At 67.1% G+C, this 25926-nt stretch carries 28 protein-coding genes; 14 read left to right on the top strand and 14 right to left on the bottom strand.

Going from position 1 to position 25926, the window contains the following annotated elements; all coding sequences use genetic code 11:
- Window positions 1-90: 90 nt before the first annotated feature.
- The gene (locus J8G26_RS04865) at window positions 91-1803 is read left to right on the top strand and encodes a SulP family inorganic anion transporter (protein WP_210568147.1); all 1713 of its coding nucleotides are present in this window, start codon (window positions 91-93) and stop codon (window positions 1801-1803) included.
- A 114-nt stretch (window positions 1804-1917) separates the two neighbouring features.
- Here J8G26_RS04865 and J8G26_RS04870 read toward each other — a convergent pair whose 3' ends face one another.
- Entirely contained in the window at window positions 1918-2430 is a 513-nt protein-coding gene (locus J8G26_RS04870) for an outer membrane protein assembly factor BamE (RefSeq protein WP_087747258.1), read from the bottom strand.
- A 42-nt stretch (window positions 2431-2472) separates the two neighbouring features.
- On the opposite strand from J8G26_RS04870, the gene J8G26_RS04875 reads away from it, so the two are divergent.
- The 6 genes from J8G26_RS04875 to J8G26_RS04900 all read left to right on the top strand — a co-directional run bounded on the left by J8G26_RS04875 (window position 2473) and on the right by J8G26_RS04900 (window position 6855).
- Window positions 2473-2679: a DUF3460 family protein gene (locus J8G26_RS04875; protein ID WP_086926736.1), complete on the top strand. Its 207-nt coding sequence runs from the start codon at window positions 2473-2475 to the stop codon at window positions 2677-2679.
- Window positions 2680-2743: 64 nt separating this feature from the next.
- The gene (locus J8G26_RS04880; protein ID WP_087747260.1) at window positions 2744-3589 is read left to right on the top strand and encodes a ScpA family protein; all 846 of its coding nucleotides are present in this window, start codon (window positions 2744-2746) and stop codon (window positions 3587-3589) included.
- Between the two features lie 137 nt (window positions 3590-3726).
- Window positions 3727-5322: an L-aspartate oxidase gene (gene nadB / locus J8G26_RS04885; RefSeq protein WP_210568148.1), complete on the top strand. Its 1596-nt coding sequence runs from the start codon at window positions 3727-3729 to the stop codon at window positions 5320-5322.
- A 33-nt stretch (window positions 5323-5355) separates the two neighbouring features.
- The gene (panD, locus tag J8G26_RS04890) at window positions 5356-5736 is read left to right on the top strand and encodes an aspartate 1-decarboxylase (protein WP_210568149.1); all 381 of its coding nucleotides are present in this window, start codon (window positions 5356-5358) and stop codon (window positions 5734-5736) included.
- Between the two features lie 36 nt (window positions 5737-5772).
- Window positions 5773-6132, top strand: a complete 360-nt coding sequence (locus J8G26_RS04895) for a 5-carboxymethyl-2-hydroxymuconate Delta-isomerase (RefSeq protein WP_210568150.1) — start codon at window positions 5773-5775, stop codon at window positions 6130-6132.
- A gap of 75 nt (window positions 6133-6207) precedes the next feature.
- Window positions 6208-6855: a tRNA-uridine aminocarboxypropyltransferase gene (locus J8G26_RS04900; protein ID WP_349238304.1), complete on the top strand. Its 648-nt coding sequence runs from the start codon at window positions 6208-6210 to the stop codon at window positions 6853-6855.
- Between the two features lie 110 nt (window positions 6856-6965).
- Here J8G26_RS04900 and J8G26_RS04905 read toward each other — a convergent pair whose 3' ends face one another.
- Entirely contained in the window at window positions 6966-8753 is a 1788-nt protein-coding gene (locus J8G26_RS04905) for a chorismate-binding protein (RefSeq protein WP_210568151.1), read from the bottom strand.
- Window positions 8754-8950: 197 nt separating this feature from the next.
- On the opposite strand from J8G26_RS04905, the gene queE reads away from it, so the two are divergent.
- A complete protein-coding gene (queE, locus tag J8G26_RS04910; protein ID WP_210568152.1) occupies window positions 8951-9589 on the top strand; it encodes a 7-carboxy-7-deazaguanine synthase in 639 nt (212 codons plus the stop codon).
- A 38-nt stretch (window positions 9590-9627) separates the two neighbouring features.
- Window positions 9628-10005 carry a 6-carboxytetrahydropterin synthase gene (locus tag J8G26_RS04915; protein ID WP_087747274.1) on the top strand — a complete coding sequence of 126 codons (378 nt, stop codon included), beginning with the start codon at window positions 9628-9630 and terminating at the stop codon, window positions 10003-10005.
- Between the two features lie 24 nt (window positions 10006-10029).
- On the opposite strand, the gene nadA is transcribed toward J8G26_RS04915, so the two are convergent.
- The 8 genes from nadA to J8G26_RS04955 form a co-directional block, all read right to left on the bottom strand.
- A complete protein-coding gene (nadA, locus tag J8G26_RS04920; protein ID WP_210568153.1) occupies window positions 10030-11148 on the bottom strand; it encodes a quinolinate synthase NadA in 1119 nt (372 codons plus the stop codon).
- Window positions 11145-12026: a carboxylating nicotinate-nucleotide diphosphorylase gene (gene nadC, locus J8G26_RS04925; protein ID WP_210568154.1), complete on the bottom strand. Its 882-nt coding sequence runs from the start codon at window positions 12024-12026 to the stop codon at window positions 11145-11147. The genes nadA and nadC overlap by 4 nt, the downstream gene beginning before the upstream one ends.
- 105 nt (window positions 12027-12131) lie before the next feature.
- Window positions 12132-13442: a fumarylacetoacetase gene (gene fahA, locus J8G26_RS04930; protein WP_210568260.1), complete on the bottom strand. Its 1311-nt coding sequence runs from the start codon at window positions 13440-13442 to the stop codon at window positions 12132-12134.
- A gap of 19 nt (window positions 13443-13461) precedes the next feature.
- Window positions 13462-13998 carry a VOC family protein gene (locus J8G26_RS04935; RefSeq protein WP_210568155.1) on the bottom strand — a complete coding sequence of 179 codons (537 nt, stop codon included), beginning with the start codon at window positions 13996-13998 and terminating at the stop codon, window positions 13462-13464.
- Between the two features lie 42 nt (window positions 13999-14040).
- Window positions 14041-14259: a DUF2783 domain-containing protein gene (locus tag J8G26_RS04940; RefSeq protein ID WP_210568156.1), complete on the bottom strand. Its 219-nt coding sequence runs from the start codon at window positions 14257-14259 to the stop codon at window positions 14041-14043.
- 12 nt (window positions 14260-14271) lie between these two features.
- Window positions 14272-15963 carry an FAD-dependent monooxygenase gene (locus J8G26_RS04945; protein ID WP_210568157.1) on the bottom strand — a complete coding sequence of 564 codons (1692 nt, stop codon included), beginning with the start codon at window positions 15961-15963 and terminating at the stop codon, window positions 14272-14274.
- Window positions 15964-16005: 42 nt separating this feature from the next.
- Entirely contained in the window at window positions 16006-16512 is a 507-nt protein-coding gene (locus tag J8G26_RS04950) for a MarR family transcriptional regulator (protein WP_210568158.1), read from the bottom strand.
- Between the two features lie 4 nt (window positions 16513-16516).
- Window positions 16517-17491: a tripartite tricarboxylate transporter substrate binding protein gene (locus J8G26_RS04955; RefSeq protein ID WP_210568159.1), complete on the bottom strand. Its 975-nt coding sequence runs from the start codon at window positions 17489-17491 to the stop codon at window positions 16517-16519.
- 279 nt (window positions 17492-17770) lie between these two features.
- Here J8G26_RS04955 and panB point away from each other — a divergent pair, with 279 nt between their 5' ends.
- The 3 genes from panB (at window position 17771) to lysA (ending at window position 21064) form a co-directional block, all read left to right on the top strand.
- Entirely contained in the window at window positions 17771-18664 is an 894-nt protein-coding gene (gene panB, locus J8G26_RS04960; protein ID WP_210568160.1) for a 3-methyl-2-oxobutanoate hydroxymethyltransferase, read from the top strand.
- Window positions 18665-18690: 26 nt separating this feature from the next.
- Window positions 18691-19545 (top strand): pantoate--beta-alanine ligase, encoded by an 855-nt coding sequence (panC, locus tag J8G26_RS04965; protein ID WP_210568161.1) that lies wholly within the window; start codon window positions 18691-18693, stop codon window positions 19543-19545.
- Between the two features lie 265 nt (window positions 19546-19810).
- Entirely contained in the window at window positions 19811-21064 is a 1254-nt protein-coding gene (lysA, locus tag J8G26_RS04970; RefSeq protein WP_210568162.1) for a diaminopimelate decarboxylase, read from the top strand.
- Window positions 21065-21093: 29 nt separating this feature from the next.
- On the opposite strand, the gene J8G26_RS04975 is transcribed toward lysA, so the two are convergent.
- The 4 genes from J8G26_RS04975 to J8G26_RS04990 all read right to left on the bottom strand — a co-directional run bounded on the left by J8G26_RS04975 (window position 21094) and on the right by J8G26_RS04990 (window position 23493).
- Window positions 21094-22134, bottom strand: a complete 1041-nt coding sequence (locus tag J8G26_RS04975; RefSeq protein ID WP_210568163.1) for an NAD(P)H-dependent glycerol-3-phosphate dehydrogenase — start codon at window positions 22132-22134, stop codon at window positions 21094-21096.
- 55 nt (window positions 22135-22189) lie between these two features.
- A complete protein-coding gene (gene secB / locus J8G26_RS04980; RefSeq protein ID WP_087747300.1) occupies window positions 22190-22648 on the bottom strand; it encodes a protein-export chaperone SecB in 459 nt (152 codons plus the stop codon).
- 109 nt (window positions 22649-22757) lie between these two features.
- A complete protein-coding gene (grxC, locus tag J8G26_RS04985) occupies window positions 22758-23018 on the bottom strand; it encodes a glutaredoxin 3 (RefSeq protein WP_008903427.1) in 261 nt (86 codons plus the stop codon).
- A gap of 67 nt (window positions 23019-23085) precedes the next feature.
- Window positions 23086-23493, bottom strand: a complete 408-nt coding sequence (locus J8G26_RS04990) for a rhodanese-like domain-containing protein (protein ID WP_210568164.1) — start codon at window positions 23491-23493, stop codon at window positions 23086-23088.
- Window positions 23494-23565: 72 nt separating this feature from the next.
- Here J8G26_RS04990 and gpmA point away from each other — a divergent pair, with 72 nt between their 5' ends.
- Window positions 23566-24309: a 2,3-diphosphoglycerate-dependent phosphoglycerate mutase gene (gene gpmA / locus J8G26_RS04995; protein ID WP_087747304.1), complete on the top strand. Its 744-nt coding sequence runs from the start codon at window positions 23566-23568 to the stop codon at window positions 24307-24309.
- A gap of 130 nt (window positions 24310-24439) precedes the next feature.
- Window positions 24440-25876: a S41 family peptidase gene (locus J8G26_RS05000; protein ID WP_087747307.1), complete on the top strand. Its 1437-nt coding sequence runs from the start codon at window positions 24440-24442 to the stop codon at window positions 25874-25876.
- The last annotated feature ends 50 nt before the right edge of the window (window positions 25877-25926 follow it).

A 25926-nucleotide genomic window follows, 5' to 3' on the forward strand; every position in this document is an offset into this window, starting at 1 on the left:
TGCGGTCGCCACGGTTGCGCATGCTCACTGGCTCACTACACTGGAGCCACAGGCCCTGGCCCTCGCTTTTTAGCTGCACCCACTTCATCCATGCGTTTCTCGTTTGCCTTTCACCCCCGTCTGCTGGACGCGCTGCGCGGCTACAGCCGCAGCCGCTGGCTAGCCGATGTGGGCGCGGGCGTCACGGTGGGCATCGTCGCGCTGCCGCTGGCCATGGCCTTTGCCATCGCCAGCGGCCTCAAGCCCGAAGCCGGGCTGTGGACGGCCATCATTGGCGGCTTCCTGATCGCTCTGCTGGGCGGCACCAACGTGCAGATCGGCGGGCCTGCGGGGGCCTTCATCGTCATCGTGTACGGCATCGTCGAACGCTATGGCGTGGCCAACCTGCTGATCTCCACGGCCTGCGCGGGGGTGCTGCTGTTCCTGCTCGGAATGTTCAAGCTGGGCAGCCTGGTGCGCTTTGTGCCGGTGAGCATCGTCATCGGTTTCACCAACGGCATCGCGGTGCTGATCGGGCTGTCACAGCTCAAGGACTGGCTGGGGCTGGCCATCGACAAGATGCCGGGCAACTTTTTCTCGCAGGTGCACACGCTGGCCCTGCACCTTGGCAGTTACAACCCCCATGCGCTCGCGCTGGGCGCTGCCTGCCTGGGCGGGCTGTTTTTGTGGCCACGGCTGTTCGTGCAGGGCTCGCCGGTGCTGCGCGTGGCCGAGGGCCACACCGTGCGCCGCTTTGCGCGCATTCCGGCGCCCGTGGTGGCGCTGGTCACGCTCACCGTGCTGGCGCGCTGGCTGGAGATGCCGGTGGAGACCATCGGCAGCAAGTTTGGCGGTATTCCGCAACAGCCGCCGGCGTTTGCGCTGCCCGATTTCTCGTGGGACACGGTGCGCCTGCTGGTCACGCCCACCGTCACGATTGCGCTGCTGGGCGCCATCGAGTCGCTGCTGTGCGCGCGCGTGGCCGACCAGCTGGCCACCGACCCGCACCACAAAAAGCACGACCCCAACCAGGAGCTGATGGCCCAGGGCGTGGCCAATTTCGTGGTGCCGTTTTTCGGCGGCATGCCGGCCACAGGCACCATTGCCCGCACCGTGACCAACCTGCGCGCGGGCGCCACCAGCCCCATTGCCGGCATGGTGCATGCGGCCACGCTGGCGGTGATCGTGCTGGTGGCCGCGCCACTGGCGCTGCACATTCCGCTGGCGGTGCTGGCCGGCATCCTGTTGCATGTCGCCTGGAACATGGGCGAATGGCATGAGTTTGCACGCCTCAGGCACTTCAGCAACCACTACCGGCTGCTGATGCTGGGCACGTTCTTCCTCACCGTGGTGTTCGACCTCACGGTGGCGGTGGAAGTGGGGCTGGGGCTGGCGTGCGTGCTGTTTGTGCGGCGCATGAGCGCGCTGTTCCGCGCCGAGCGCGCGCCCACGCTCACCCCTGACGCACAGGGGCTGGCCGTTGAAGCCGGGCCCCGCCCCCGCATGGCCTGGCACCTGCACGGCGCGCTGTTTTTTGGCGCGGCCGCCAAGATCGACCCCATCGTGCAGGCCGTGGAGGCCGGCCCCGAGGGCCCGGAAGTGGTGCTGAACGCGCGCGACCTGTTCGCGCTCGACACCACGGGCCTCGAAGGCCTGGAGCAGATCCTCAAGGCCGTAGGCCAGCGCGGCGGCGTGCTGTGGGTGGTGGATGCGCAGCAGCAGCCGCGCTCGCTGATGGAGCGCTCGGGCTTCAGCGCCCGGATGGCCGAGCAGAACGCGGCGCAAGGCCGCAAACGCTACGAAAGCAAGAGCGAGAGCGAATAGTTCCCCCCACCGCAAGCGCCAAAGCAGTGTGACTCCAACGGCTGGGTGCGGCGCGGCTGCGAACCATGCGCGCCGTTGTCAACCTGCAGACGCCCTCAAAACGGTTTCACGATCTCAGCGCCCGCCCTTGTTCTCGGGCGCGTCCATGTCGGGGCCGATCTGCGTGCGCAGCACCGTGGCGCCGTCCGTGGTCACCACGGTGAACACCTTGGGGATGTTGGGCGGCTCGGCAAAGCGCCAGTCGTGGTGGGTTTCGCCGCTGAGCCGGTAGGGCGTGACCTTGGCCGGCTTGCCCAGGATGCGGCGCACCAGCGCCATGTCTGTGCCGGGCGTGATGCGGGCAAAGTTCTCGGGCGTGAGCACCTGGCGCACGGCCACCAGCCTGCCATCGGCACCCACGGTGATCATGTAATTGATCTGGCCGGCGGGCTGGCGGTTGTATTCGAGGGTGCGCGCGCCATCGGCGTCGTCCCAGACGGTTTCGGGGGCGCCAAAGCGGTCGCGCACGTCGGCCTCGGTGGAAACACCGGGCTGCAGTTCGCTGATGCGCTGCGCGTCGCATCCGGCAAGGGCGACCAGACTGAGGGCCGCCGCGGCAAGCGCCAGGGCACTGAAATGAAAGGGCATGGAAGGCTCCCGGTAAAATCAAGCAAGAGAGGTTATCAGTCCATGTCCATTTTCCGCCGTCCCGACTACCAGTCCGAAGCCACCCAGTTCATCGAGCAGCTCAAAGCCCAAAGGCCCGAGCTGGATGCGCAGCAGCGTGCGGGCCGCGCCCTGCTGTGGGACAAGCAGGTGGACCGCAAGATCTGGGGCGAATACCGCGATGCCCAGGTGCCGCAAAAGCCCTACGTCTATCAGACCAACGCTGATTGAGCATGAAAATGGCCTCTTGCGCTTTACCAGCAAGCGCAAGCAGCTATTGATAGCATAGCAATCCATGCACAGCGCAAGCCCTGCCGAGGCCACTGCCATCGCCCCGGGTGCCATGCCCGATGTGGTGGACCAAGTGGCGCTGGCCCGCCTGTATGGCGAGCCGCTGTTTGCGCTGCCGCAAGACCTGTACATCCCGCCCGACGCGCTTGAAGTCTTCCTCGAAGCCTTTGAAGGCCCGCTCGATCTGCTGCTGTACCTGATCCGCAAGCAGAACTTCAACATCCTCGACATCCCCATGGCCGGCCTCACGCGCCAGTATCTGGTGTACGTGGATGAGATCCGCAGCCGCAACCTGGAGCTGGCCGCCGAATACCTGCTGATGGCGGCCATGCTGATCGAGATCAAGTCACGCATGCTGCTGCCGCCCAAAAAGCAGGAAGGCAGCGAAGAAGCCGAAGACCCGCGCGCCGAGCTGGTGCGCCGCCTGCTTGAATACGAGCAGATGAAAATGGCCGCCATGCGCCTGGCGCAGCTGCCGCAGTATGGGCGCGACTTTGTGAAGGCGCAGGTGTACATCGAGCAAAGCCTGCAGCCACGCTTTCCGGATGTGCATGTGGTCGATCTGCAGCAAGCCTGGTACGACATCCTGAAGCGCGCCCGGCTCGTGCAGCACCACAAGATCACCCGCGAAGAGCTGAGCGTGCGTGAATACATGAGCATGGTGCTCAGAACCCTCAAAGGGCGCCGCTTTGTCGAGTTTGAAGAGCTGTTCGACCCCCGCCATGGCAGCACCGTGCTGGTGGTGACCTTCATCGCGCTGCTGGAGCTGGCCAAAGAGACCCTGATCGAGATCACCCAAGCCGAGGCCTTCGCCCCCATTTACGTCCGGCTGGCCTATGTACCGACATGACACCCCCCTGAGCGGCTGCGCCGCTTCCCCCCTCTCTCGCGGCGCGGGAGGGGGACGCCACCGGTGGCCTGGCAAAGCCAGTTCCACGGTGGCTCTGGCATGGAGCGGCGCCCATTTCTCAGGCCACGAAAAACCCCATGCAATCCCACGACTTTGACGTTCTCATCGTAGGCAGCGGCCTCGCCGGCCTCTCGGCGGCCCTGCACCTGGCGCCCACGCACCGCGTGGCCGTCATCACCAAACGCCAGCTGCAAGACGGCGCCAGCGCCTGGGCCCAGGGCGGCATTGCCGCCGTGCTGGCCGACGACGACAGCTTTGCCGCGCACATCCAGGACACCCTGGTGGCCGGTGCCGGCCTGTGCGACCTGGCCGCCACGCGCTTCGTGGTGGAAAACGCCCCCGACGCCATCGCCTGGCTGCGCCAGCTGGGCGTGCCGTTTTCGCTGGAGGGCGATCAACTGCACCTCACGCGCGAAGGCGGCCACAGCGCGCGCCGCATCGCCCATGTGACCGACGCCACCGGCGCCGCCGTGCAGCGCACACTGATCGAGGTGGTGCGCGCCACGCCCGGCATCACGCTGTTCGAGCAGCACACGCTGGTGGACGTGATCACCAGCCACAAGCTGGGCCTGGCGGGCCCGCAGCAATGCCTGGGCCTGTATGCGCTCGACGATGCCACCGACGAGGTCGTCACCTTCCACGCGCCGCAAACCATTTTGGCCACGGGCGGCGCGGGCAAGGTGTACCTGTACACCACCAACCCAGACACCGCCACCGGCGACGGCATTGCCGCGGCCTGGCGCGCCGGCTGCCGCGTGGGCAACATGGAGTTCATCCAGTTTCACCCCACGGGGCTGTACCACCCGCACGAAAAGTCCTTCCTCATCAGCGAGGCCGTGCGCGGCGAAGGCGGCAAATTGCTGCTGCCGCCCTCCGCCGGCGGCACGCGCTTCATGCTGGACCACGACCCGCGCGCCGAACTGGCCCCGCGCGATGTGGTCGCCCGCGCAATCGACTTCGAGATGAAAAAGCACGGGCTGGACTGCGTGCACCTGGACATCTCGCACCAGAGCCCCGCGTTTTTGCAGGAGCATTTCCCCAACATCCTGGCGCACTGCGCGTCGCTGGGCATCGACATCACCAAAGAGCCCATTCCAGTGGTGCCCACGGCCCACTTCACCTGCGGCGGCGTGCTGACCGACCTGGCCGGCCGCACCGATGTGCCCGGCCTGTTTGCCGTGGGCGAAGCCGCCTACACCGGCCTGCACGGGGCCAACCGGCTGGCCAGCAACTCGCTGCTCGAATGCATCGTGTTCGCCCGCGCCGCCGCCCACGCCATCGCCGCCGCGCCGCGCACGCCCGTGCCGGCCCTGCCGCACTGGGACGACAGCCGCGTCACCGACGCCGACGAGTCAGTGGTCATCTCGCACAACTGGGACGAGCTGCGCCGCTTCATGTGGGACTACGTGGGCATCGTGCGCACCAACAAACGACTGGAACGCGCGGCCCACCGCATCGCGCTGCTGCAGGCCGAGATACAAGAGTTCTACGCCAACTTCCACGTCACGCGCGACCTGCTGGAGCTGCGCAACCTGGTGCAGGTGGCCGACCTCATCGTGCGCAGCGCACAGCTGCGCCGCGAAAGCCGCGGCCTGCACTACAGCCGCGACTACCCCGCGCTCGCTGCGCCCGCCGCGCCCACCATCCTGGTTCCGCCCGTCGCGCAACGCTGAACACAGCCCCCCCGCTCAACCGCCCACACCGCCATGTACCGCACCCTGCTCAAATCCAAGATCCACCGCGCCACCACCACGCACTGCGAGCTGCACTACGAAGGCTCCTGCGCCATCGACGAAGACCTGCTCGATGCCGCCAACCTGGCCGAAAACGAACAGGTCCACATCTGGAACATCAACAACGGCGAGCGCTTCATCACCTACGCCATCAAGGGCCAGCGCGGCAGCGGCATGATCTCGGTCAACGGCTCGGCCGCCCGCCGCGCCGCCGTGGGCGACCTGCTCATCATTGCGGCATTTGCCCAAGTGCCCGAAGACCAGGTGGCCACACACAAGCCCCAGCTGGTGTTTGTCGATGGCCACAACCGCCAGACCGAACTGCGCCACCATGTGTCCACCCAGGCTCTGTAACGCCCGCTTTATCACCACCACCGCCGAAAGCAGACCATGCCCCACCTGATCGTCGAATACTCACAAAACCTTGCTGGCTTCCCCGAGGCGCAAGCCCTGACCGAGCTGAACCAGGCAGTCACCAGCAGCCCCGAAGTGCTGGACGAGGCCGACCTCAAAAGCCGCTTCGTGCTGGTGGACAGCTTTGAAGTGGGCACCTCCCCCGCCAACCGCGCCTTTGTGCACGCCCAGCTGCGCCTGCTGTCGGGCCGCACGCCCGAGGCCAAAAAAGACCTGTCCGAGCGCATCGCCGAGGTACTGCGCCGCCTCTCGCCCAAGCCGGCCGGCGTGATGGTGCAGCTGAGCGTGGAAATCGTCGATATGGACCGCGGCTCTTACGTCAAAGAGCGGCTGTAAGCCATCACCGCCAATTTTTAATAAAACAGGGCTGTAGCGCTTATCCAGCAAGCGCCAGCAGCTCCTTTTTTTATAGTGAAACCGCTCAGCGCCAGTCGCCCGCGCTGCCCCGCCTGCCTGCGCCCGCCCAGCGCCTGCATCTGCCGCTGGGCCACCCCGGTGGCGCACCGCACCGAGGTGCTGATCCTGCAGCACCCGCTGGAGCTGCACGAGGCCAAGGGCACGGCCCGGCTGCTGCACCTGAGCCTGCCGCACAGCCGCATGGTGACGGGCGAACAGTTGGACCCCAGCGCGCTGCAGCCGCTGCTGACAGCGCCATTTGCAGCAACGGACGCAGCCCACACCCCGCGCCACGCACTGCTGCTCTACCCCGAGGCCCCGCAAGACGCCGCCCTGGGCATTGCCACCCCGCCGCCGCTGGACCCGGCCTGGCTGCCAACGCCAGAGCGCCTGCGCCTGGTGGTGCTCGACGGCACCTGGCGCAAAAGCCGCAAGATGCTGCACCTGAACCCGTTGCTGCAGCAGCTGCCGCGCCTGCCGCTGCGCGCACTGCCGGCCTCGCGCTACCGCATCCGCTCGGCGCGCCAGCCGCACCAGCTCTCTACCCTGGAGGCCACCTGCGCGGCACTGGCGCAACTGGAAGCCGACCCGGACCGGTTCGAGCCCCTGCTCCGCGCCTTCGACGGGTTTGTGGCGCAACAAGCGGCCTGGCAGGGCCGGTAAGGGCGGCAATGCCATCGCAATGGCGAGCCGCTGGATCAGCAAATTACTATCAAAAACATAGCTTCTAGCGCTTTACCAATAAGGGCCAGAGCCAAAAAATACTCAAAACATCACGGCACCAATTCAGCCGCCAACCAGCCGCGCAGGCTGTTAACAAACGCCCAGGCCTGCACACGCGGCACATCCTCTACGCGCACCACAGCCTCGGTCAGGCGCCCCTCGCGCAGGGCCACTGCGCGGCCCACGCCGGGCAGCAGGCCGCAGGCCAGTGGCGGCGTGACCCAGCGGCCGTCCAGCAGCATGGCGATGTTGCCAAACGTGCATTCGGTGATCTCGCCGGCTTCGTTGTAAAGCACGGTGTCGAACACACCGGGCGTGGTGGGCGCAAACGCTGCGTAGTGCGCGCGGCGCGTGGTCTTGTAGCGCACGAATTCGCCATGGGCTTCATCCAGCGGGCGGTGGGCCAGTTGCAGGCGCACCGGCTCGGGCGTGGGCTGCAGGGCAAAGGCTTCGGCGCGGGGCTGGCCGCGCCCGTCCAGCAGCAGGCGCACGCGCCATGCGCCAGCGGGGTGGCTGGCGGCCAGCGCCTGCAGGCAGTGCTGCACGGCCGCAGCGTCGAACGGCACGTTGAAATGCGCGGCCGTGCCTTGCAGCCGCGCCAGATGTTCAGCCAGATGGCGGAACTGGCCCGCTTGCAGCGCCAGGGTTTCGAGCAGATCGAAGGGCTGGCTGGCGCGCAGGACAAAGGCGCGCTTGTGGCGCCATTCGTTCCATTCGGCACCGGCCTGGGCGCCCGAGGTGATGCCGCTGCCAATGCCGCAGCGTGCCTGGCCATCGCGCAGCACCACGGTGCGAATCGGCACGTTGAAGGTGGCGCGGATGCCGCCCGCGCCATCCGGCCGCACCACGCCGATGGCGCCGCAATAGATGCCGCGCGGGCCTGGCTCCAGCGCGTGGATGGCCTGCATGGCACGCACCTTGGGCGCGCCGGTGATCGAGCCGCAGGGAAACAGCGCGCCAAACACGTCGCCAAGCCGGGTGCCGGGCCGGGTGCGCGCCTGCACATCGGACGTCATCTGCCACACGGCCGGCAGCGCTTCGGTATGAAAAAGCCGGGGCACCTGCACGCTGAAGGGCTCGGCAATGCGCGAGAGGTCGTTGCGCAGCAGGTCCACGATCATCACGTTTTCGGCGCGCTCCTTGGGCGAGGCACGCAGGGCGGCGGCATGGGCGGCATCCTGCTGGGGCGTGGCGCCGCGCGGCGCCGTGCCCTTCATGGGCCGGGTGAGGATATGGCCGGCCGCGCCGCCGCCCGGCCCGCTGTGCCAGTCGAAAAACAGCTCGGGCGAGACGCTGAGCACCTGCTCGTCGCCCATGTCGAAGCAGGCCGCATAACCGCCCGGCTGCGCGCGCTGCAGGGCCGCAAACAGGGCGTGGGCGGGTTGCGCCCCGCCGCCCTGCACGCTGGCCACCGTCTGCGCCGTGTAATTGACCTGGTAATACTCGCCCCGGGCGATGGCCTGGTGGATGGCGGCCAGGGCCGCATCAAACTGCGCGCGCCCCTGCACGGTGTGCCAGTGCAATGTGGGCGCATCCTGGGGCGGCAGCTCGGCAGCGGGCCAGGGCAGCGCCGCGTCGTGGATGGCAAACCAGGCCAGCGGGCCATCGGCGGGGTGGGTCTGCACGGCGGCGTCGAAGGCCGGCGCGGCCTCGTAGCGCAGCGCGCCGATGCACCAGGCACCACTCTCGGCGGCGGCCTGCACAGCATCGAACACCGCGCGCACCTGGGCCGGCTCGCGCGCCACCAGCACGGCGCGCGGCATGCCAAAGGCATGGCGCAGGCGCGGCGCACCGGGGTCGTTCGGGTTGGCAAAATCAATCAGTGCGGTTGGAACCAAATGGGCCTCCAGGGCTTGCAGAATCTGCGCGAGCAGCTATTAAAAAAGGAATGACAGCAGCCGCCGCAAGCGCGGCACCGTAGCCCAATGCCCCGGCTGCAAGGCATTGCCTGCCAGCCAAAAGACGGGCATCTGACCGGCGCCGGGCACTAGCGAAGATAATCCCCCACCCCGCTCGTCGCTCCAACCCGCACGCAATGACCTACTCCGTCAAGGAAATTTTCTACACCCTGCAAGGCGAAGGCGGCCAGGCGGGCAGCCCGGCCGTGTTCTGCCGTTTTGCAGGCTGCAACCTCTGGAGCGGCCGCGAACAAGACCGCGCCAACGCCATCTGCCGCTTTTGCGATACCGACTTTGTGGGCACCGACGGCACCCTGGGCGGCAAGTTTGCCGACGCCGATGCCCTGGCGCGCCAGATTGCCGCCCTGTGGCCTGCGGGCGACGCACACCACCGGCTGGTGGTGCTGACGGGCGGCGAGCCGCTGCTGCAAGTGGATGCCGCGCTGATCGCGGCCCTGCATGCGCAGGGCTTTCGCATCGCCGTCGAGACCAACGGCACCGTGGCGGCCCCGCAAGGCATCGACTGGCTGTGCGTGAGTCCCAAGGCCGGCGCCGGCTGGGTGCAGCGCCAGGGGCAGGAGTTGAAAGTGGTGTGGCCGCAGCCGGGGCTGGACCTGGATGTGCTGGAGGCCACCGGCCAGTTCCAGCACCGCTTTCTGCAGCCCATGGACGGGCCCGACCAGGCCCGCCACATCGCCCTGTGCATCGATCTGTGCCTACAGCGCCCCGCCTGGCGCCTGAGCCTGCAGACCCACAAGCTCACCGGCATCCGATAAGCCCACCGATAAGCCCCGTTCCTGTTTGTTCGTCCACCATGCAATTCACCGTCAGCCAGCGTTTTTTCTTTGATGCCGCCCACACGCTGCAACGCGAGATCGAGGCCGAAGGCAGCCGCCGCGTGCACGGCCACACCTACCACGCCGAGGTGTGGGTGCAGGGCCCGCGCAATCCCGCCAACGGCATGGTGATCGACCTGGGTTTTCTGCGCCAGCACCTCGCCGTGGTGCGCGAGCAGCTCGACCACCACCTGCTCGATGAAGTGCCGGGGCTGGGCGCGCCCACGCTGGAGAACCTGTGCGCCTTCATCGCCCAGCAACTGTCGGGCATGCAACCGCCGCCAAGCCGCGTGCGGGTGTGGCGCGAAGCGCTGGGGGACGGCTGCACCCTCGACCTGGCGCCGCCCCGGGCCTGAACCGTCGTCCCCGCCTGACCCCGCTCAGGCCGCGCCGATGTTCGGCACCAGGCCGGCCACCGGCTGGCCGTTTTTCAGCGCGGCGGTGAAGGCCAGCATGCGGTCGATGGGCAGGCGCGCGCGCGGGATCAGGGCCGGGTCGACGTGGATGGCATTGCAGCCCGTCTCCAGCACCTGCGCCACGCCGGCCAGGCCGTTCATGGCCATCCAGGGGCAGTGGGCGCAGCTTTTGCAGGTGGCGCTGTTGCCGGCGGTGGGCGCCTCAATGAACACCTTGCCGGGGTTCAGGGTGCGCAGCTTGTGCATCATGCCGTTGTCGGTGGCCACGATGAACTCGCGTGCGTCCATGCTGCGCGCGGCGTTCAGGATGCCCGAGGTGGAGCCCACGGCGTCGGCCAGGGCGATCACGTCGGCGGGGCTTTCGGGGTGCACCAGCACCTTGGCCAGGGGGTGCTCTTTTTTGAGCAGCTCCAGCTCCAGCGCCTTGAACTCGTCGTGCACGATGCAGGCGCCGTTCCACATCACCATGTCGGCGCCGGTTTCGCGGCGGATGTAGTCGCCCAGGTGCCGGTCGGGCGCCCACAAAATTTTCTGCCCCTGGTCTTTGAGGGCGCGCACGATGTCGAGCGCGCAGCTCGATGTGACCAGCCAGTCGGCGCGGGCTTTGACGGCGGCGCTGGTGTTGGCATACACCACCACGGTGCGGTCGGGGTGGGCGTCGCAAAACGCGCTGAAGTCGTCGATGGGGCAGCCCAAATCCAGCGAGCAGGTGGCATCGAGGTCGGGCATGAGCACGGTTTTCTCGGGCGAGAGGATCTTGGCCGTCTCGCCCATGAAGCGCACGCCGCTCACCACCAGCGTCTGCGCGGCGTGGTCACGGCCAAAGCGGGCCATCTCCAGCGAGTCGCTGACGATGCCGCCGGTTTCTTCGGCCAGATCCTGCAAGTCGGGGTGCACGTAATAGTGCGACACCATGACCGCGTTCTTCTCTTTCAGCAGGCGGCGGATCTTGTCCTTGAGCTGCGCGCGCTCGTCCTGCGACAGCTCGGCGGGCACGCGGGCCCAGGCGTGCTTGGTACTGCACACCGCGCCGTCGGTGGGCTGCTCGTAATCGACTTCCTTGAGGGTGATGGTGGTGTTCATGCCAGCTCCTGCAGGCGCATCGAGAAATCGGTGGCCTTCACGTCTTTGGTGAGGGTGCCGATGGAGATGCGGTCCACGCCGGTTTCGGCCAGCTCGCGCAGGCCCGCCAGCGTGACGCCGCCCGAGATTTCGAGGATGGCACCACCCCCCGTATGCGCCGCGTTGATGCGCACGGCCTCGCGCAGCATGGGCAGCGGCATATTGTCGAGCAGCACCATCTTCGCTCCGGCATCCAGCGCCTCGGTCAGCTGCGCCAGCGTTTCCACCTCGATCTCGATGAAGGTTGCCTGCGCCGCCACCTGCTGGGCGGCGCGCAGCACGGCGGTCACGCCGCCGGCGGCGGCAATGTGGTTCTCTTTGATGAGCACGGCGTCGTGCAGGCCGATGCGGTGGTTGGTGCCGCCGCCCACGCGCACAGCGTATTTTTGCGCCAGGCGCAGGCCGGGCAGGGTTTTGCGGGTGTCCACAATGCGCGCGCGGGTGCCGGCCACCACATCCACATAGGTGCGGGTTTTGGTGGCCACGGCGGACAGCAGCTGCAGGAAATTGAGCGCCGTGCGCTCGGCGCTGAGCAGCGCGCGTGCATTGCCCTCGATCTCCAACACCACCTGGTCCGCAGCGCAACGCTGGCCCTCGGCCACATGCCAGGTCAGCTGCACGGAAGGGTCGAGCGCGCGCAAGGCGGCCTCGGCCCAGGGTGCACCGCAGATCACGGCAGCCTCGCGCGCCAGGATGCGCGCACGGGTGCGGCGCTGGGGGTCGATCAGGCCAGCGGTCAAGTCGCCGCTGCCCACGTCTTCTTCAAGGGCCCGGGCCACATCGGCGCGGGCCAGGGCGGCCACTGCCGCGTCGCTGAAATCGTCGGTAGCATTTGTCATGGGCGCAGAGCATAGCGGCATTGGCCAGGGCAGCGCCGTTGCGCGGGCTTCACCCGCAGTCCCGGTGCGGGCACAGGGCACGCACAGCGGGCTGCCCGCGCCGATTCAGCGCGCGGGCAGCACGGTGCCCCAGCACTCACCAAAGCCGATGCGCGCCGCACCGGGCTTTTCGCACCAGCCGCGCAGCACCACCGCGTCGCCGTCTTCAAGATACGTGCGCTGCTCGCCGCCGGGCAGCTGCAGCGGGTTCTTGCCGCCGGCGGTCAGCTCGATCAGCGCGCCCGCCTGGTCCAGCGTGGGGCCCGACAGGGTGCCGCTGCCCAGCAGGTCGCCGGGTTGCAGGTTGCAGCCGTTGACGGTGTGGTGCGCGAGCATTTGCGCCACCGTCCAGTAGGCGTGGCGGTAGCTGGTGCGGCAGATGCTGGCGTCGCCCTGCCCGGCCGCGGCCATGCGCGGCGTGCGCAGGCCCACCTGCAGCTGGATGTCGAACGCGCCACCCGCACGGTTGGCGGGGCTGTCCAGGTAAGGCAGCGGCGCGGGGTCGCCCTCGGGGCGGGCAAAGGCCACGCGGTACGGCGCCAGCGCCTCCAGCGTCACGATCCACGGCGAAATGGTGGTGGCGAAGTTCTTGGCCAGGAACGGGCCCAGGGGCTGGTATTCCCAGGCCTGGAGGTCGCGGGCCGACCAGTCGTTGAGCAGGCAGATGCCAAACACATGCTGCTCGGCCTCGGTGATGGGCACGGCGTCGCCCTGGGCGTTGCCATCGCCCACGAAGATGCCCAGTTCCAGCTCGATGTCCAGGCGCTGGCTGGGCCCCAGCGAGGGTGTCTGCGCGCCCGCTGGCAGGGTCTGGCCCTTGGGGCGGTGAAAGGCCTGGCCCGACACGCCAATGCTGGACGCGCGCCCGTGGTAGCCGATGGGCACCCATTTGTAGTTGGGCATCAGCGGGTTGTCGGGGCGGAACAGGCGGCCGATGTTGGTGGCGTGGTGCACCGAGGTGTAGAAGTCGGTGTAGTCGCCAATGCGGGCGGGCACGTCGTATTCGGCCTCGGCCTGGGGCACCAGGCAGGCCTGCAGCGAGGCTTGCCCGGGCGCGCCTTCGCGCAGGGCGCGCGACAGCGCCAGGCGCAGGGCGCTCCAGGCACCGTGGCCCAGGGCCATCAGGGCGTTGAGCTTGTCGTTGGCTGCGGCCTGCACGGCCACCGCCGCCTCGCCCGAGAACACGCCGGCACGGGCCAGCGCAGCCAGGTCGATGATCTGGTCGCCAATGGCCACGCCGCCGCGCCAGGGCTCGGTGCGGCCCTGGCGGCGAAACACCGCAAACGGCAGGTTCTGGATCGGAAAGTCGGCGCCCGCCGCGTTGGCAGAGGCCACCCAGCTGCGCAGTTGGGGATCGTGGGTTTCGTTCAGAAGCATCATGCGATTCGTCCGTGCGTCATTGCGCCATGCTGCCGTCGTGCATCCAGGCGGCGTGCTTGGGAGCGCGGCGGGTTTCGCTCCACTCCTGCAGCATCTCCCACTTCACGGCATCGAGCTTGGCGTACATCTCGGGCGTGCCGATGTCGCAGGCCAGCTCCAGGCGGTGGCCATTGGGGTCGAAGAAGTAGATGCTCTTGAAGATGGTGTGGTCGGTGGGGCCGACCACCTCGATGCCAGCGGCCTCCAGGCGGGCCTTGGTGGCCAGCAGCGTGTCCAGCGAATCCACACTGAGCGCCAGGTGCTGCACCCAGCTCGGGGTGTTGTGGTCGCGGTCCATGGGCGGCTGGGCGGGCAGCTCGAAAAACGCCAGCACATTGCCGTTGCCGGCATCCAGGAACACATGCATGTAGGGATCGGGGGCCTTGGTCGAGGGCACCTCGTTTTCGGCAATGGCCAGCACGAACTTCATGTCGAGGTGCTTGACGTACCAGTCCACGGTTTGCTTGGCATCCTTGCAGCGGTAGGCAACGTGGTGAATTTTCTGAACCAGCATGGCGGTCTCCTTGGGGCGTTGGAAGGCGAATCCTGAAGGGAATTACAGGTCTTGCAGGGCCGCCTGCAAATGGCGGCCAAAAGCCTCGGCATCGCCCAGCGCCTGGGCGTTGAGCAGCGCGAGCTTGACGAGGAACAGTTCGGCCTTGGCGGGGTCGGCCTGGTCGATGGCAGTGGCGAGCTGGTCATAGACCTGCTCCAGCCCGGCGATGCCGAGCGAGGTCGAACCCGTTGCGGAGGTGGGCGAAAAAACGGTGGACACGGTGCGGTCTCCTTACTGGGGCAATGCGTGGTTCAGGGCCGCCTGCAGGCGGGTGGCATCCAGCGTGAGCCAGCGGGCGCACACATGCTGGTCGGGGCGCAGCAGGTAGGCCGCGCCGCTGGCGGGCACGCCGTAGCGCGCGCGGAAATGGCCATCGGCATCGGCCAGGGTCTGGTCGGCACCGGCCACCGGGGCGCTGGCGCCCACGGCGGTCACCCGCAGCGGCACGCCCTTGGCACGGGCGGCGTTCACCACGGATTGCAGCGCCTCGGGCATGGCCGCGCCTTCGGTGAAATACAGCAGGTCAAAGCCACCACCAAGGTGGTCGAGCAGATAGTCGTTGGCCGACAGGCGGATGTTTTGCGGCGGCGCGCCGTGGGCCGGACCGGCCTTGAACAAGGCGTTGTCGTCGCCGGGGCTGTTGAGCATGGATTGCGTGTATTCGTGCGGCCGCGAGGTGCGCCAGTGGTAGAGCGGGCGCACAAATTCTTGCGACAGCGACAGCGACAGCACGGCATCGCGCAGCAGCCTGAAACCCCGCGTGGGCGGCGTCATGAAGCGCGTGCTCTTGCCCGACTCTTCGATGATCTCGCGGGCAGCGCCCACGCGTTCGCGGCTGTAGTTGTCCACCAGCGCATCGCTGGCGATGCCCTTGACGGCAAAGGCCAGGTGCCAGCCCAGCGACTGCGCGTCCTGGAAGGCGGTGTTGGCACCGCGCACGCCAAAAATCGGCAGTAGGTGGGCGGCGTCGCCGGTGAATAGCACCCGGCCGTGGCGGTAGTCGGGCAGTGTCAGCGTGCGCGCCGAATACACCGAGCTCCAGTCCATCTCCCAGGGCTGGTCGCCGTGGCCGATCTGCGCCAGCAGCGCATTGATGCGGGTGGCCAGCGCGGCCGGCTGCAGCGCGTCTTCGGGGGTTTCGTTCTCGGGCAGCTGGTAGTCCACGCGCCAGATGCCATGCGGCTCGCGGTGCATCAGCACGGTGTTGCCGGGGTTCCAATCGGGATCGAAGAAGGCCAGGCGCTCGGTGGGCAGCGGCAGGTCGATGCGGATGTCGGCAATCACGAAGCGGCCTTCGTACGAGGCGCCCTCCATCTGCAGGTCGAACGCGGCGCGGATCGCAGAACGCCCGCCATCTGCAGCCACCACCCAATCGGCGTGCAGCTGGTAGGGCCCTTCGGGGGTGTCCACCTCCAGCGTGGCGCCGGTGGCGTCCTGCGCCACCTGCGTGACCTTGTTGCCCCAGCGGAAATCGACCAGCGGCTCGGCCTGGCAGGCATCCAAGAGGTATTCCTCCATGTACTGCTGCTGGATGTTGAGCATGGGAAAAAACCGGTCGTCCGCGTCGTGCGGCGCTTCCATGCGAAACACGCGCTGGCCCCGGTAGTACGAGTTGCCAAAGCGCCAGGGCAGGCCGTTGTCCACCATGCGCTGGGCCACGCCGACCTGCTGCAGGATCTCCAGCGAACGGCGCGTGAACACGATGGCGCGGCTGCCCTGCGAGACCTGCAGCTCCGATTCGAGCACCACGCTGGCCACGCCGTGGCGGGCCAGCTCGAGTGCCGTGACCATGCCCGAGGGGCCCGAGCCGACGATCACCACCGGGTGGCGGCCCTGGGCCGGATGCTGCGATGCCAGCCACGGGGCGTGGACCTGGTAGGGGTAATAGATAGAGGGGCGCGCTTGCGTGGTGGGCTGGTGCATGGTGAGTCGTCAATCCATCAAAAAAGTAAAACGGCCGGCCGATCAGCAGCGCTCGTTGTGCGCGACCAGGCGGTCGAGCAGCTTGCCCAGCTGGGCCAGTTCGCGGGGGCTCAGGCAGCCAAAAATTTCGCGGTTGCGCCGCACCACCAGCTGGTTGGCGGCCTGCCAGCGCGCGCGGCCTTCTGGCGAAAGCATCAGCACCACGCCGCGCCCGTCGGCCTCGCTGCCCTGCTTGAGCACCAGCCCCCGGTCCACCAGCGCCTGGGCAGCGCGGCTGGCCTGGCTTTTGTTGAGGTTGGACAGGCGCGCCAGGTCCTTGACCGACAGCGGCTCGAAGGTGCCGATGGTGGTGAGGCAGCGGCCATCGCTGAGCGACAGCCCCGCCTCCTCCTGGTAAGCCTGGTGGCTCACCGGGTCGGACAACTTGCCCAGGTGGTGAAACCGGTAGGAAAACGAGCGGTTGAGCGGCACCTCGAACGGGTCACCCGCGCCCACCGGGTCGGCGGCGGGTTCGGCCGGGGAGGCTGCGGAGCGGGCGGGCCGGGCCATGGGATCAGTCCAGCTTGATGCCGCTGGCCTTGATGACCTGGCCCCACTTGGCGCGCTCATCGGCCCCATAGCGGGCCATCTGCTCGGGCGAGCTGGGAATGGACTCCAGGCCCAGCGTCTGCAGGCGCGCCTTGACTGCCGTGCTGTCCATGGCGGCAAGCAAGGCCGCATTGAGCTTGGCAATCACGTCCTTGGGCGTACCCACAGGCACCACCAGGCCTTGCCAGGCATAGGCCTCAAAGCCCTTGAGGCCCTGCTCCTGCAGCGTAGGAATGTCCTCGAAACCCTTGACCCGCTTGGGGCTGGCCACGCCGATGGCGCGCAGCTTGCCGGCGGCCACAAACTGGTATCCGCTGGCCGTGTCCACGAACATGAAGGGCACCTGGCCGGCCACCACATCCTGCACCGCAGGCGCCGCGCCGCGATACGGCACATGGGTGAAGTGGTTGCCGGTTTTCTCGCGGAACAGCTCGGCAGCCAGGTGGTGCGGGCTGCCCGGGCCGGGCGAGGCGTAATTGGCGGCGTTCTGGGCCTTGGCCCAGGCCAAGAACTCGGGCAGCGTCTTGGCGGGCACCTGCGGGTTGACCACCAGGATCATCGGAAACCGCACCGTGAGGCCCACCGGGGCCAGGTCCTTCTCGGCGCTGTAGCCGAGCTTGGTGTACAGCGACGGGTTGGCCGCCAGCGTGGCGGTGTCGGCCGACATCAGCACATAGCCATCGGCCTTGGCCCGGGCCACATATTCAGCCCCGATGTTGGTGGCCGCGCCGGGCTTGTTGTTGATGATGATGGGCTGGCCCAGCAACTTGCCCATGGCCTCGGCCAGCGTGCGCGCCACCACGTCGGTGCCGCCACCCGCGGGGTAGGGAACCACCCATTCGATGGTCTTGGAAGGATAGGTCTGGGCCGCCGCAGCCGTGCAGGCGGTGAGCACGGCCAGGGCGAAAAGGCGGCGGGTGGTGAGCAGGAATGCGCGCATGTAAAACCTCGAAATCAAGCAGGATGGATTGAGCTGGAACAACGACACCAAAACCACCACCGGGCAGATACATGCGGTATTGATCTGGCTCAGCGAATGTACAGAATTTGGTTGTGCGCGCAACTAGATATTTACCCTAATAGTTGCGCACGCAACTTGCCGCACCATGCTGCGGACGGGCCACACGCGCTTGCTGCGGCGTCAAACCGCAGGCACCACAGGCCCCGATGGCATAGACATGGCATAGACTCGCGGCACTTTTTTGCCCATGGGACCTTCATGACTGATCCTGCGCAGCTCCCGGCCACCCCCCAAGCCACCCCTTACGGCACGCTGCCACCCGCGTCGCCCCTGCCCCAGCGCCGGCCCGTCAGCCTGCCGCGCCTGGCGCAGATGCGCGAAGCCGGCGAAAAAGTCACCATGCTCACGGCCTACGACGCCACCTTTGCCGCCGTGGCCGACGCGGCGGGCGTCGAATGCATTTTGGTGGGCGACTCGCTCGGCATGGTCTGCCAGGGCCTGCCTAGCACCGTGGGCGTGTCGCTGGACACCATGGCCTACCACACGGCCAGCGTGGCGCGCGGCCTGCACCGGGTGCAGGGCACGGCCTGGCTGGTGGCCGATCTGCCCTATGGCACCTACCATGAATCCCGCGAACAGGCCCTGCGCAGCGCCTGCACGCTGATGCAGGCGGGCGCGCACATGGTCAAGCTCGAAGGCGGCGGCTGGACGGCGCCCACGGTGGAGTTCCTGGTGCAGCGCGGCGTGCCCGTGTGCGCCCACCTGGGGCTGACGCCGCAAACCGTGCACGCCCTGGGCGGCTACCGCGTGCAGGGCAAGACACAAGACGCAGCCCGCACCCTGCGCAGGGAGGCCCTGGAGCTGCAAGCCGCCGGCGCCGCCATGCTGGTGCTGGAGATGGTGCCCGCCCCGCTGGCCGCCGAAATCACCGCCGAGCTGCCGCACTGCCACACCATCGGCATTGGCGCGGGCAATGGCACGTCCGGCCAGGTGCTGGTGTTGCACGACATGCTGGGCATGAACCTGGGCAAGATGCCAAAGTTCGTGCACAACTTCATGCAGGACACCGGCAGCGTGCGCGGCGCCATGGAAGCCTATGTGCAGGCCGTCAAAGAGGGCCGCTTTCCCGACAACGCATTGCACGCCTGGTAAGGCCCCTCTTTCACCCAGATCTCCAAATGCTCATCGCCCGCTCCATTCCCGAACTGCGCGCCGCCCTGGCCGGCCGCCGCCCCGCCTTCGTGCCCACCATGGGCAACCTGCACGCGGGGCACCTGTCGCTGGTGCACCAGGCCCGGCCGCTGGGCGACACCACCGTGGTCAGCATCTTTGTGAACCGCCTGCAGTTTCTGCCCCACGAAGACTTCGACAGCTACCCGCGCACCTGGGATGCCGACTGCGCCCAGCTGCAGGCCGCCGGCTGCGACGTGCTGTTTGCGCCGCGCGAGACCGACCTCTACCCCGAGCCGCAGACCTTCAAGGTGCACCCCGACCCGCAACTGGCCGATCTGCTCGAAGGCCAGTTCCGCCCCGGTTTTTTCATCGGCGTGGCCACGGTGGTGATGAAGCTGTTCAGCTGCGTGTTTGGCGCCAACGGCGGCGGCACGGCGGTGTTTGGCCGCAAGGATTACCAGCAGCTCATGGTGATCCGCCAGATGGTGCGGCAGTTTGCGCTGCCCATCGACGTGGTGGCGGGCGACACCAGCCGCGCCCCCGACGGCCTGGCCCTGAGCTCGCGCAACGGCTACCTGAGCGCACCGGAGCGCCAGGAGGCGGTGGCGCTGTCACAGGCGCTGCAGCAACTGTCCAAGCACTGGACCGCGGCGCAGGCCGCAGGAACGCTGCAGGCGGCCGACCTGGAGCAGCAGGCGCTGGACCAACTGCGCGCGCGCGGCTGGCTGCCCGACTACCTGACGGTGCGCCGGCGCCTGGATTTGCAGCCGGCCACGCAGAGCGACGCGCCCGGAACGCTGGTGGCCCTGGGCGCCGCCCGGCTGGGGGCCACGCGGCTGATTGACAACCGGGAGTTCTGAGCCCGGCCCCATGGGTTTCGAACCCGATCGGGCCCTGGCGCCTGTTCACGGCATGTCAATGCTATTTAATTAATAGCTGCAAGCGCTTATACATCAAGCACTACAGCCTGATTTCACCCAAAAAGCCGATCTATCGCAAGGCAACGCCATCGGCGGGCCGCGCTGCGGGTGCTGTTCAGAATGAATGCCCGGTAAACTTCAACGCCCCGGGTCCAACGATGGACCCACCGCACACTTTCGCTTCTTCCAGCACCCGGATCGCCCCATGTCCAACCCCTTCTCGCCCGCGCAACTGTGGTCCCTGGCCGACCAGTTCGGCACCCCGCTGTGGGTGTATGACGCCGCCACCATCCGACAGCGCATTGCGCAGCTGTCCAACTTTGAAACCATCCGCTTTGCGCAAAAAGCCTGCTCCAACATCCACATTTTGAAACTCATGCGCGAGCAGGGTGTAAAGGTGGACGCGGTCTCGCGCGGCGAGATCCTGCGCGCGCTGGCCGCCGGTTACCAAGCGGGCTACCAGGGCAATGCGCCATCCGAGATCGTCTTCACGGCCGACCTGTTCGACGCGGCCACACTGGCCTGCGTGATCGAGCACGACGTGCCGGTGAACGCCGGCTCCATCGACATGCTGCACCAGCTGGGCGCCGCATCGCCGGGCCACGCGGTGTGGCTGCGCATCAACCCCGGCTTTGGCCATGGCCACAGCAACAAGACCAACACCGGCGGCGAGCACAGCAAGCACGGCATCTGGCACACCGACCTGCCGGCCGCGCTGGCCACCATCAGCCAGCATGGCCTGAAGCTGGTGGGGCTGCACATGCACATCGGCTCGGGCGTGGACTACCGCCACCTCGAACAAGTGTGCGGCGCCATGGTAGAGCTGGTGCGCACCACGCATGCCACAGGGCACGACCTGCACGCCATTTCGGCCGGCGGCGGCCTGTCCATCCCCTACCGCGATGGCGAACCGATCATCGACACGCAGCATTACCACGGCCTGTGGGATGCCGCGCGCCAGCAGGCCGAGGCCATCGTGGACCACCCGCTGGGCCTGGAGATCGAGCCTGGCCGCTACCTGGTGGCCGAATCGGGCGTACTACTGGGCGAGGTGCGCGCCACCAAGGATGCGGGCAACAACCATTTCATGCTGCTCGATACCGGCTTCAACGAGCTGATGCGCCCGTCGATGTACGGCAGCTACCACACCATGAGCGTCCTGCGCCGCGACGGCAGCACGGCGGCCCACCGGCCCAGCGTGGTGGCGGGGCCGCTGTGCGAATCGGGCGACGTGTTCACGCAGGGCGACGGCGGCGTGGTGCTGCCGCGCAACCTGCCCGATGCGCAGGTGGGCGATTTGCTGGTCATCCACGACGCAGGCGCCTATGGCGCCTCGATGTCCTCCAACTACAACACCCGGCCGCTGATTGCCGAGGTGCTGGTCGATGGCGACCAGGCCCGTCTGATCCGCCGCCGCCAGACGGTGGAGGAACTGCTGGCGCTGGAGCTGGGCCTGTAAATCCAGCGCGCCCTGGCGTCATCCTGGCGTTATCGGGTGGACTCGCTGCAGAGTTCCGAGGCCGGGTCCCGCCCCATCAGCAGCCCCACGGCATCGGCGGGTACCAGGCGGCCATCGAGCAGGTCCACGACCGCCTGGGTGATCGGCATGTCCACACCCAGCCCCGCCGCACGCTGGGCCACGGTGCGGGCGCAGTACACGCCTTCGGCCACATGGCCCAGGGAGTCCACCGCCTGTTGCAGGCTCTGGCCCTGGGCCAACAGCAAGCCGACGCGGCGGTTGCGCGACAGGTCTCCGGTGGCGGTCAGCACCAGATCGCCCACGCCCGACAGCCCCATGAAGGTGTCGGGCCGCGCGCCCAGCGCAACGCCCAGGCGCGTCATTTCGGCCAGGCCGCGCGTGATGAGGGCGGCCCGGGCGTTCAGCCCCAGGTTCAGCCCATCGCACAGGCCAGTGGCAATGGCCAGCACGTTTTTGACCGCGCCGCCCACTTCCACGCCCACGATGTCGTCGTTGGCATACACCCGCAGGCTGGGGCCGTGAAAGGCGGCCACCAGCGCATCGCGCACCAGGGCATGCCGGCTGGCCGCCACCAGCGCCGTGGGCTGGCCGCGCGCCACCTCTTGCGCGAAGCTGGGGCCGCTGAGCACGCCAGCGATCAAATCAGGAGCTACCTGCGCGCACACCTCGTGCGCCAGCAGGCCAAAAGAACCCAAATCCGCCGGTGCCACCGCCTCGAAGCCCTTGCACAGCCAGGCCACCGGGGCCGGGCAGCCGCGCAGGGCCAGCAGCATGCTGCGCAGCGCCGCCATGGGCGTGGCCACGATGACCAGGTCGGCAACGCGCGCCAGCGCCAAGGGGTCGGCGCCCGACACCGAGAGCGCCGAGGGGAAATCAATGCCCGGCAGGTAGCGCGCGTTCTGCCGGCGCGCCTGCATGTCGGCCAGCTGCTGGCCATCGCGCGCCCACAACGTGACGGTGTGGGTAGCGGTGTGTCCACCCGGTTGTCGGGCGGCCCCCATGGCCAGCGCCGTGCCCCAGGCTCCGGCACCAAGTACTACTATTTTCATAGCTGCTTGCGCTTATGTATCAAGCGCCAGAGGCCTAAAAGACCTCTGAACCGCATCACTGCGTGATGATGGGCGAGGGTTGGCCGGCGGCCTGGGCCTGCTGCTGCTCGTACATGGCCTGGAAGTTGATTTCGGCCAGGTGCACGGGCGGGAAGCCAGCGCGGTTCACGATGTCGGCCACGTTGCCGCGCAGGTAGGGGTACACGATCTGCGGGCAGGCGATGCCCATGATGGGCCCCATCTGGTCTTCGGGAATATTGCGGATCTCGAAAATACCGGCCTGCTTGGCTTCGACCAGGAACACGGTCTTGTCCTTGATCTTGGTCTGCACCGTGGCCGTCACGGCCACTTCAAAGATGCCTTCGGCCACGGGCGTGGCTTCCACGCCCAACTGGATGTCCACGCTGGGCTGCTCTTGTTCGAGCAGGATGCCGGGCGAATTGGGCTGCTCGAGCGACATGTCCTTGAGGTAGACGCGCTGGATCTGGAACACGGGGTTTTCTTGATCGGCCATGGTGGAAAAGTCTCTCTGCAAACTGGGGTTTCAGCAAAACAAAACCCGCCGGGGAGCAGCTCCCGCAGCGGGCACATGGGGCTGCATTATGCAGCGCCCAGGGGGCGGATCAGGCGGCGCCCAGCAGGGGCATGAGCTCGCCGCGGCTGTCGAGCGCGACCAGGTCATCGTGGCCCCCCACATGGGTGTCGCCAATGTAGATCTGCGGCACCGTGCGGCGGCCGGTGATCTCCATCATGTGGCTGCGCGCTGCGGGGTCGGTGTCGATGCGGATCTCTTCGATCTGCTCCACGCCCTTGGACTTGAGGATCTGCTTGGCGCGCACGCAGTAGGGGCAGACGGCGGTGGTGTACATCTTCACGGGTTGCATGGCGATCTTTCCTGTTGACAACAAAACCAGTCACAAGCCTATCGGCTATGGAATAACTGGGGACAGCTCAGGCTTTTTCCACCGGCAGGCTGGCCTCGCGCCAGGCCTTGAGGCCGCCGGCCATGGCCTGGGCGTTGTCGTAGCCCAGCTTTTTAGCCATGGCCACGGCGCGGTTGGCGCGGGCACCACTGGCGCAGACCAGAACCAGCGGCAGGGCCTTGTTCTTCACCAGCGTGGGCAGGCGCTCTTCGAGCTGGCCCAGCGGCACGTTCTTGGCGCCGCCCACATGGCCGGCGGCAAATTCTTCGGTCTCGCACACGTCGATGACCACGGCTTTCTCGCGGTTGATGAGCTGCACGGCGCGCGTGGGCGTGAGCGAGCCACCACCGGCGCTCTGGAGCAGCGGCCACAGCAACATGCCGCCCGAGGCGAGTGCCACGAGGATCAAATACCAGTTGTCGATAACGAATTTCACGAAGATTCCTTGGGTTGGCAAACCGCACAATTTTAGAATGCTGGATTTTGACCCGCTTTCCCTAGGGACACCATGCACAAACTCGTTCTGATTCGCCACGGCGAATCCACCTGGAACCTTGAAAACCGCTTCACCGGCTGGACCGATGTGGACCTCACGCCCACCGGCGTGTCGCAGGCCATGTCCGCCGGCAAACTGCTCAAGGCAGAAGGCTACGAGTTCGACATCGCCTACACCAGCGTGCTCAAGCGCGCCATCCACACCCTGTGGTATGCCCTGGACGAGATGGACCGCACCTGGCTGCCCGTGCAAAAAAGCTGGCGCCTGAACGAGCGCCACTATGGCGCGCTGCAGGGCCTGAACAAGGGCGAGACGGCCAAGCAATACGGCGACGCGCAGGTGCTGGTGTGGCGCCGCAGCTATGACACGCCGCCTCCAGCCCTGCAAGCCACCGACCCACGCTGCGAGCGCACCGACCCGCGTTATGCCGACCTGAACCCGCAAGACATTCCGCTGACCGAATGCCTCAAGGACACCGTGGCGCGCGTGCTGCCGTTCTGGAACGACACCATGGCCCCCGCCATCCGCTCGGGCCAGCGGGTGGTGGTTGCCGCGCACGGCAACTCCATCCGGGCGCTGGTCAAGTACCTGGACAACATCTCCGACCACGACATCGTGGAGCTGAACATTCCCAACGGCATTCCACTGGTATACGAGCTCGACGACGACCTCCAGCCCATCCGCCACTACTATCTGGGGGATGCCGAGGCCGCAGCCAGGGCCGCCGCCGCCGTGGCATCGCAGGGCAAAGCCTGAAACAGATGTGAAGCCGGTGTAAAGCCGGGCCAAAACCCGAAAAATCCTGCGAAAGTAGGTGCCCGCGCGGAACCGCAGCGGGCGCAGGCCTTCCAAGTTGTATATTGAATTGAAGCGGTAAAGGTGTTCTATGGGCCACAAACTCAAAATTGCAGGATGGGTATCGATTGGCGTGGTGGCAGGAGCGCTGACCACGGTGTCCCTGCAAACGATGGCGCGCGGCGCCATGACGCCGCTTCCGCTGGAGGAAATCCAGCAGCTCTCCGCTGTTTTCGGCCTGGTCAAGACCGACTATGTGGAGGCGGTGGATGACAAGAAGCTCATCACCGACGCCATCTCGGGCATGGTGGCCAGCCTGGACCCCCATTCGCAGTATTTCGACAAGAAGTCCTTCAAGGAATTCCGCGAAGGCACGTCAGGCCGCTTTGTGGGCGTGGGTATCGAGATCACCCAGGAAGACGGCCTGATCAAGATTGTCTCGCCCATCGAGGGTTCTCCCGCCTTTCGCGCCGGGCTCAAGACCAACGACCTGATCACCAAAATTGACGACACCGCCGTCAAGGGCCTGTCGCTCAATGACGCCGTCAAGAAGATGCGCGGAGAGCCCAGCACCAAGGTCACGCTCACCATCTTCCGCAAGGACGAGAACCGCACGTTCCCAGTCACCATCACGCGCGAAGAAATCAAGACCCAGTCGGTCAAGGGCAAGCTCATCGAGCCAGGTTACGGCTGGGTGCGGCTGTCGCAGTTCCAGGAGCGCACCGTGGATGACTTCGTGCGCAAGATCGAGGAAATCTACAAGCAGGACCCCCATCTCAAGGGCCTGGTGCTGGACCTGCGCAACGACCCCGGTGGTCTGCTCGATGCGGCCGTTGCCATCTCGGCGGCGTTCCTGCCGGAGAACGTCACGGTGGTCAGCACCAACGGCCAGCTGGCCGAAAGCAAGGCCACCTACAAGGCCGCGCCCGAGTTCTACCAGCGCCGCGGCAGCGGTGACCCGCTCAAGCGGCTGCCCGCGGCGCTCAAGACGGTGCCCCTGATCGTGCTGGTCAACGAGGGCTCTGCCTCGGCCAGCGAAATCGTGGCCGGTGCGCTGCAAGACCACAAGCGCGCCACCATCATGGGCAGCCAGACCTTTGGCAAGGGCTCGGTGCAGACCGTGCGCCCCCTGGGCCCGGACACCGGCCTCAAACTCACCACCGCCCGCTACTACACCCCGAGTGGCAAGTCGATCCAGGCCAAGGGCATCGTGCCTGACGTGATGATCGACGAGTCGGAAGAAGGCAATGTGTTTGCCGCGCTGCGCATGCGCGAGGCCGACCTGGACAAGCACCTGGGCAGCGGCCAGGGCGATGAACCCAAGGACGAAGGCCGGGAAAAAGCCCGCGAAGAAGCCCGCAAGCGCCTGGAAGAAGAAGCCAAGAAACCCGTGGCGGAACGCAAGATTCCTGAGTTCGGCACCGACAAGGACTTCCAGCTGACGCAGGCCCTGAACCAGCTCAAGGGCCGCCCTGTGCTGGTCAGCAAGACGCTGACCGAGCGCAAGGAAGAAAAGAAAGAGAACTGATACCGTTCTCATACCATCAAGGCCGGGCTTCCCACGGAGCCCGGCCTTTT

The organism is Acidovorax sp. JG5 (assembly GCF_017939685.1).
In the GTDB taxonomy this organism is placed as follows: Bacteria; Pseudomonadota; Gammaproteobacteria; order Burkholderiales; family Burkholderiaceae_C; genus Acidovorax.

Bases quoted from the DNA above. Each gene is read 5' to 3' on its own strand.
- J8G26_RS04865 (WP_210568147.1), top strand. From the start codon at position 91: ATGCGTTTCTCGTTTGCCTTTCACCCCCGTCTGCTGGACGCGCTGCGC.
- J8G26_RS04870 (WP_087747258.1), bottom strand. From the start codon at position 2,430: ATGCCCTTTCATTTCAGTGCCCTGGCGCTTGCCGCGGCGGCCCTCAGT.
- J8G26_RS04875 (WP_086926736.1), top strand. From the start codon at position 2,473: ATGTCCATTTTCCGCCGTCCCGACTACCAGTCCGAAGCCACCCAGTTC.
- J8G26_RS04880 (WP_087747260.1), top strand. From the start codon at position 2,744: ATGCACAGCGCAAGCCCTGCCGAGGCCACTGCCATCGCCCCGGGTGCC.
- nadB (WP_210568148.1), top strand. From the start codon at position 3,727: ATGCAATCCCACGACTTTGACGTTCTCATCGTAGGCAGCGGCCTCGCC.
- panD (WP_210568149.1), top strand. From the start codon at position 5,356: ATGTACCGCACCCTGCTCAAATCCAAGATCCACCGCGCCACCACCACG.
- J8G26_RS04895 (WP_210568150.1), top strand. From the start codon at position 5,773: ATGCCCCACCTGATCGTCGAATACTCACAAAACCTTGCTGGCTTCCCC.
- queE (WP_210568152.1), top strand. From the start codon at position 8,951: ATGACCTACTCCGTCAAGGAAATTTTCTACACCCTGCAAGGCGAAGGC.
- J8G26_RS04915 (WP_087747274.1), top strand. From the start codon at position 9,628: ATGCAATTCACCGTCAGCCAGCGTTTTTTCTTTGATGCCGCCCACACG.
- nadA (WP_210568153.1), bottom strand. From the start codon at position 11,148: ATGAACACCACCATCACCCTCAAGGAAGTCGATTACGAGCAGCCCACC.
- nadC (WP_210568154.1), bottom strand. From the start codon at position 12,026: ATGACAAATGCTACCGACGATTTCAGCGACGCGGCAGTGGCCGCCCTG.
- fahA (WP_210568260.1), bottom strand. From the start codon at position 13,442: ATGCTTCTGAACGAAACCCACGATCCCCAACTGCGCAGCTGGGTGGCC.
- J8G26_RS04935 (WP_210568155.1), bottom strand. From the start codon at position 13,998: ATGCTGGTTCAGAAAATTCACCACGTTGCCTACCGCTGCAAGGATGCC.
- J8G26_RS04945 (WP_210568157.1), bottom strand. From the start codon at position 15,963: ATGCACCAGCCCACCACGCAAGCGCGCCCCTCTATCTATTACCCCTAC.
- J8G26_RS04950 (WP_210568158.1), bottom strand. From the start codon at position 16,512: ATGGCCCGGCCCGCCCGCTCCGCAGCCTCCCCGGCCGAACCCGCCGCC.
- J8G26_RS04955 (WP_210568159.1), bottom strand. From the start codon at position 17,491: ATGCGCGCATTCCTGCTCACCACCCGCCGCCTTTTCGCCCTGGCCGTG.
- panB (WP_210568160.1), top strand. From the start codon at position 17,771: ATGACTGATCCTGCGCAGCTCCCGGCCACCCCCCAAGCCACCCCTTAC.
- panC (WP_210568161.1), top strand. From the start codon at position 18,691: ATGCTCATCGCCCGCTCCATTCCCGAACTGCGCGCCGCCCTGGCCGGC.
- lysA (WP_210568162.1), top strand. From the start codon at position 19,811: ATGTCCAACCCCTTCTCGCCCGCGCAACTGTGGTCCCTGGCCGACCAG.
- J8G26_RS04975 (WP_210568163.1), bottom strand. From the start codon at position 22,134: ATGAAAATAGTAGTACTTGGTGCCGGAGCCTGGGGCACGGCGCTGGCC.
- secB (WP_087747300.1), bottom strand. From the start codon at position 22,648: ATGGCCGATCAAGAAAACCCCGTGTTCCAGATCCAGCGCGTCTACCTC.
- grxC (WP_008903427.1), bottom strand. From the start codon at position 23,018: ATGCAACCCGTGAAGATGTACACCACCGCCGTCTGCCCCTACTGCGTG.
- gpmA (WP_087747304.1), top strand. From the start codon at position 23,566: ATGCACAAACTCGTTCTGATTCGCCACGGCGAATCCACCTGGAACCTT.
- J8G26_RS05000 (WP_087747307.1), top strand. From the start codon at position 24,440: ATGGGCCACAAACTCAAAATTGCAGGATGGGTATCGATTGGCGTGGTG.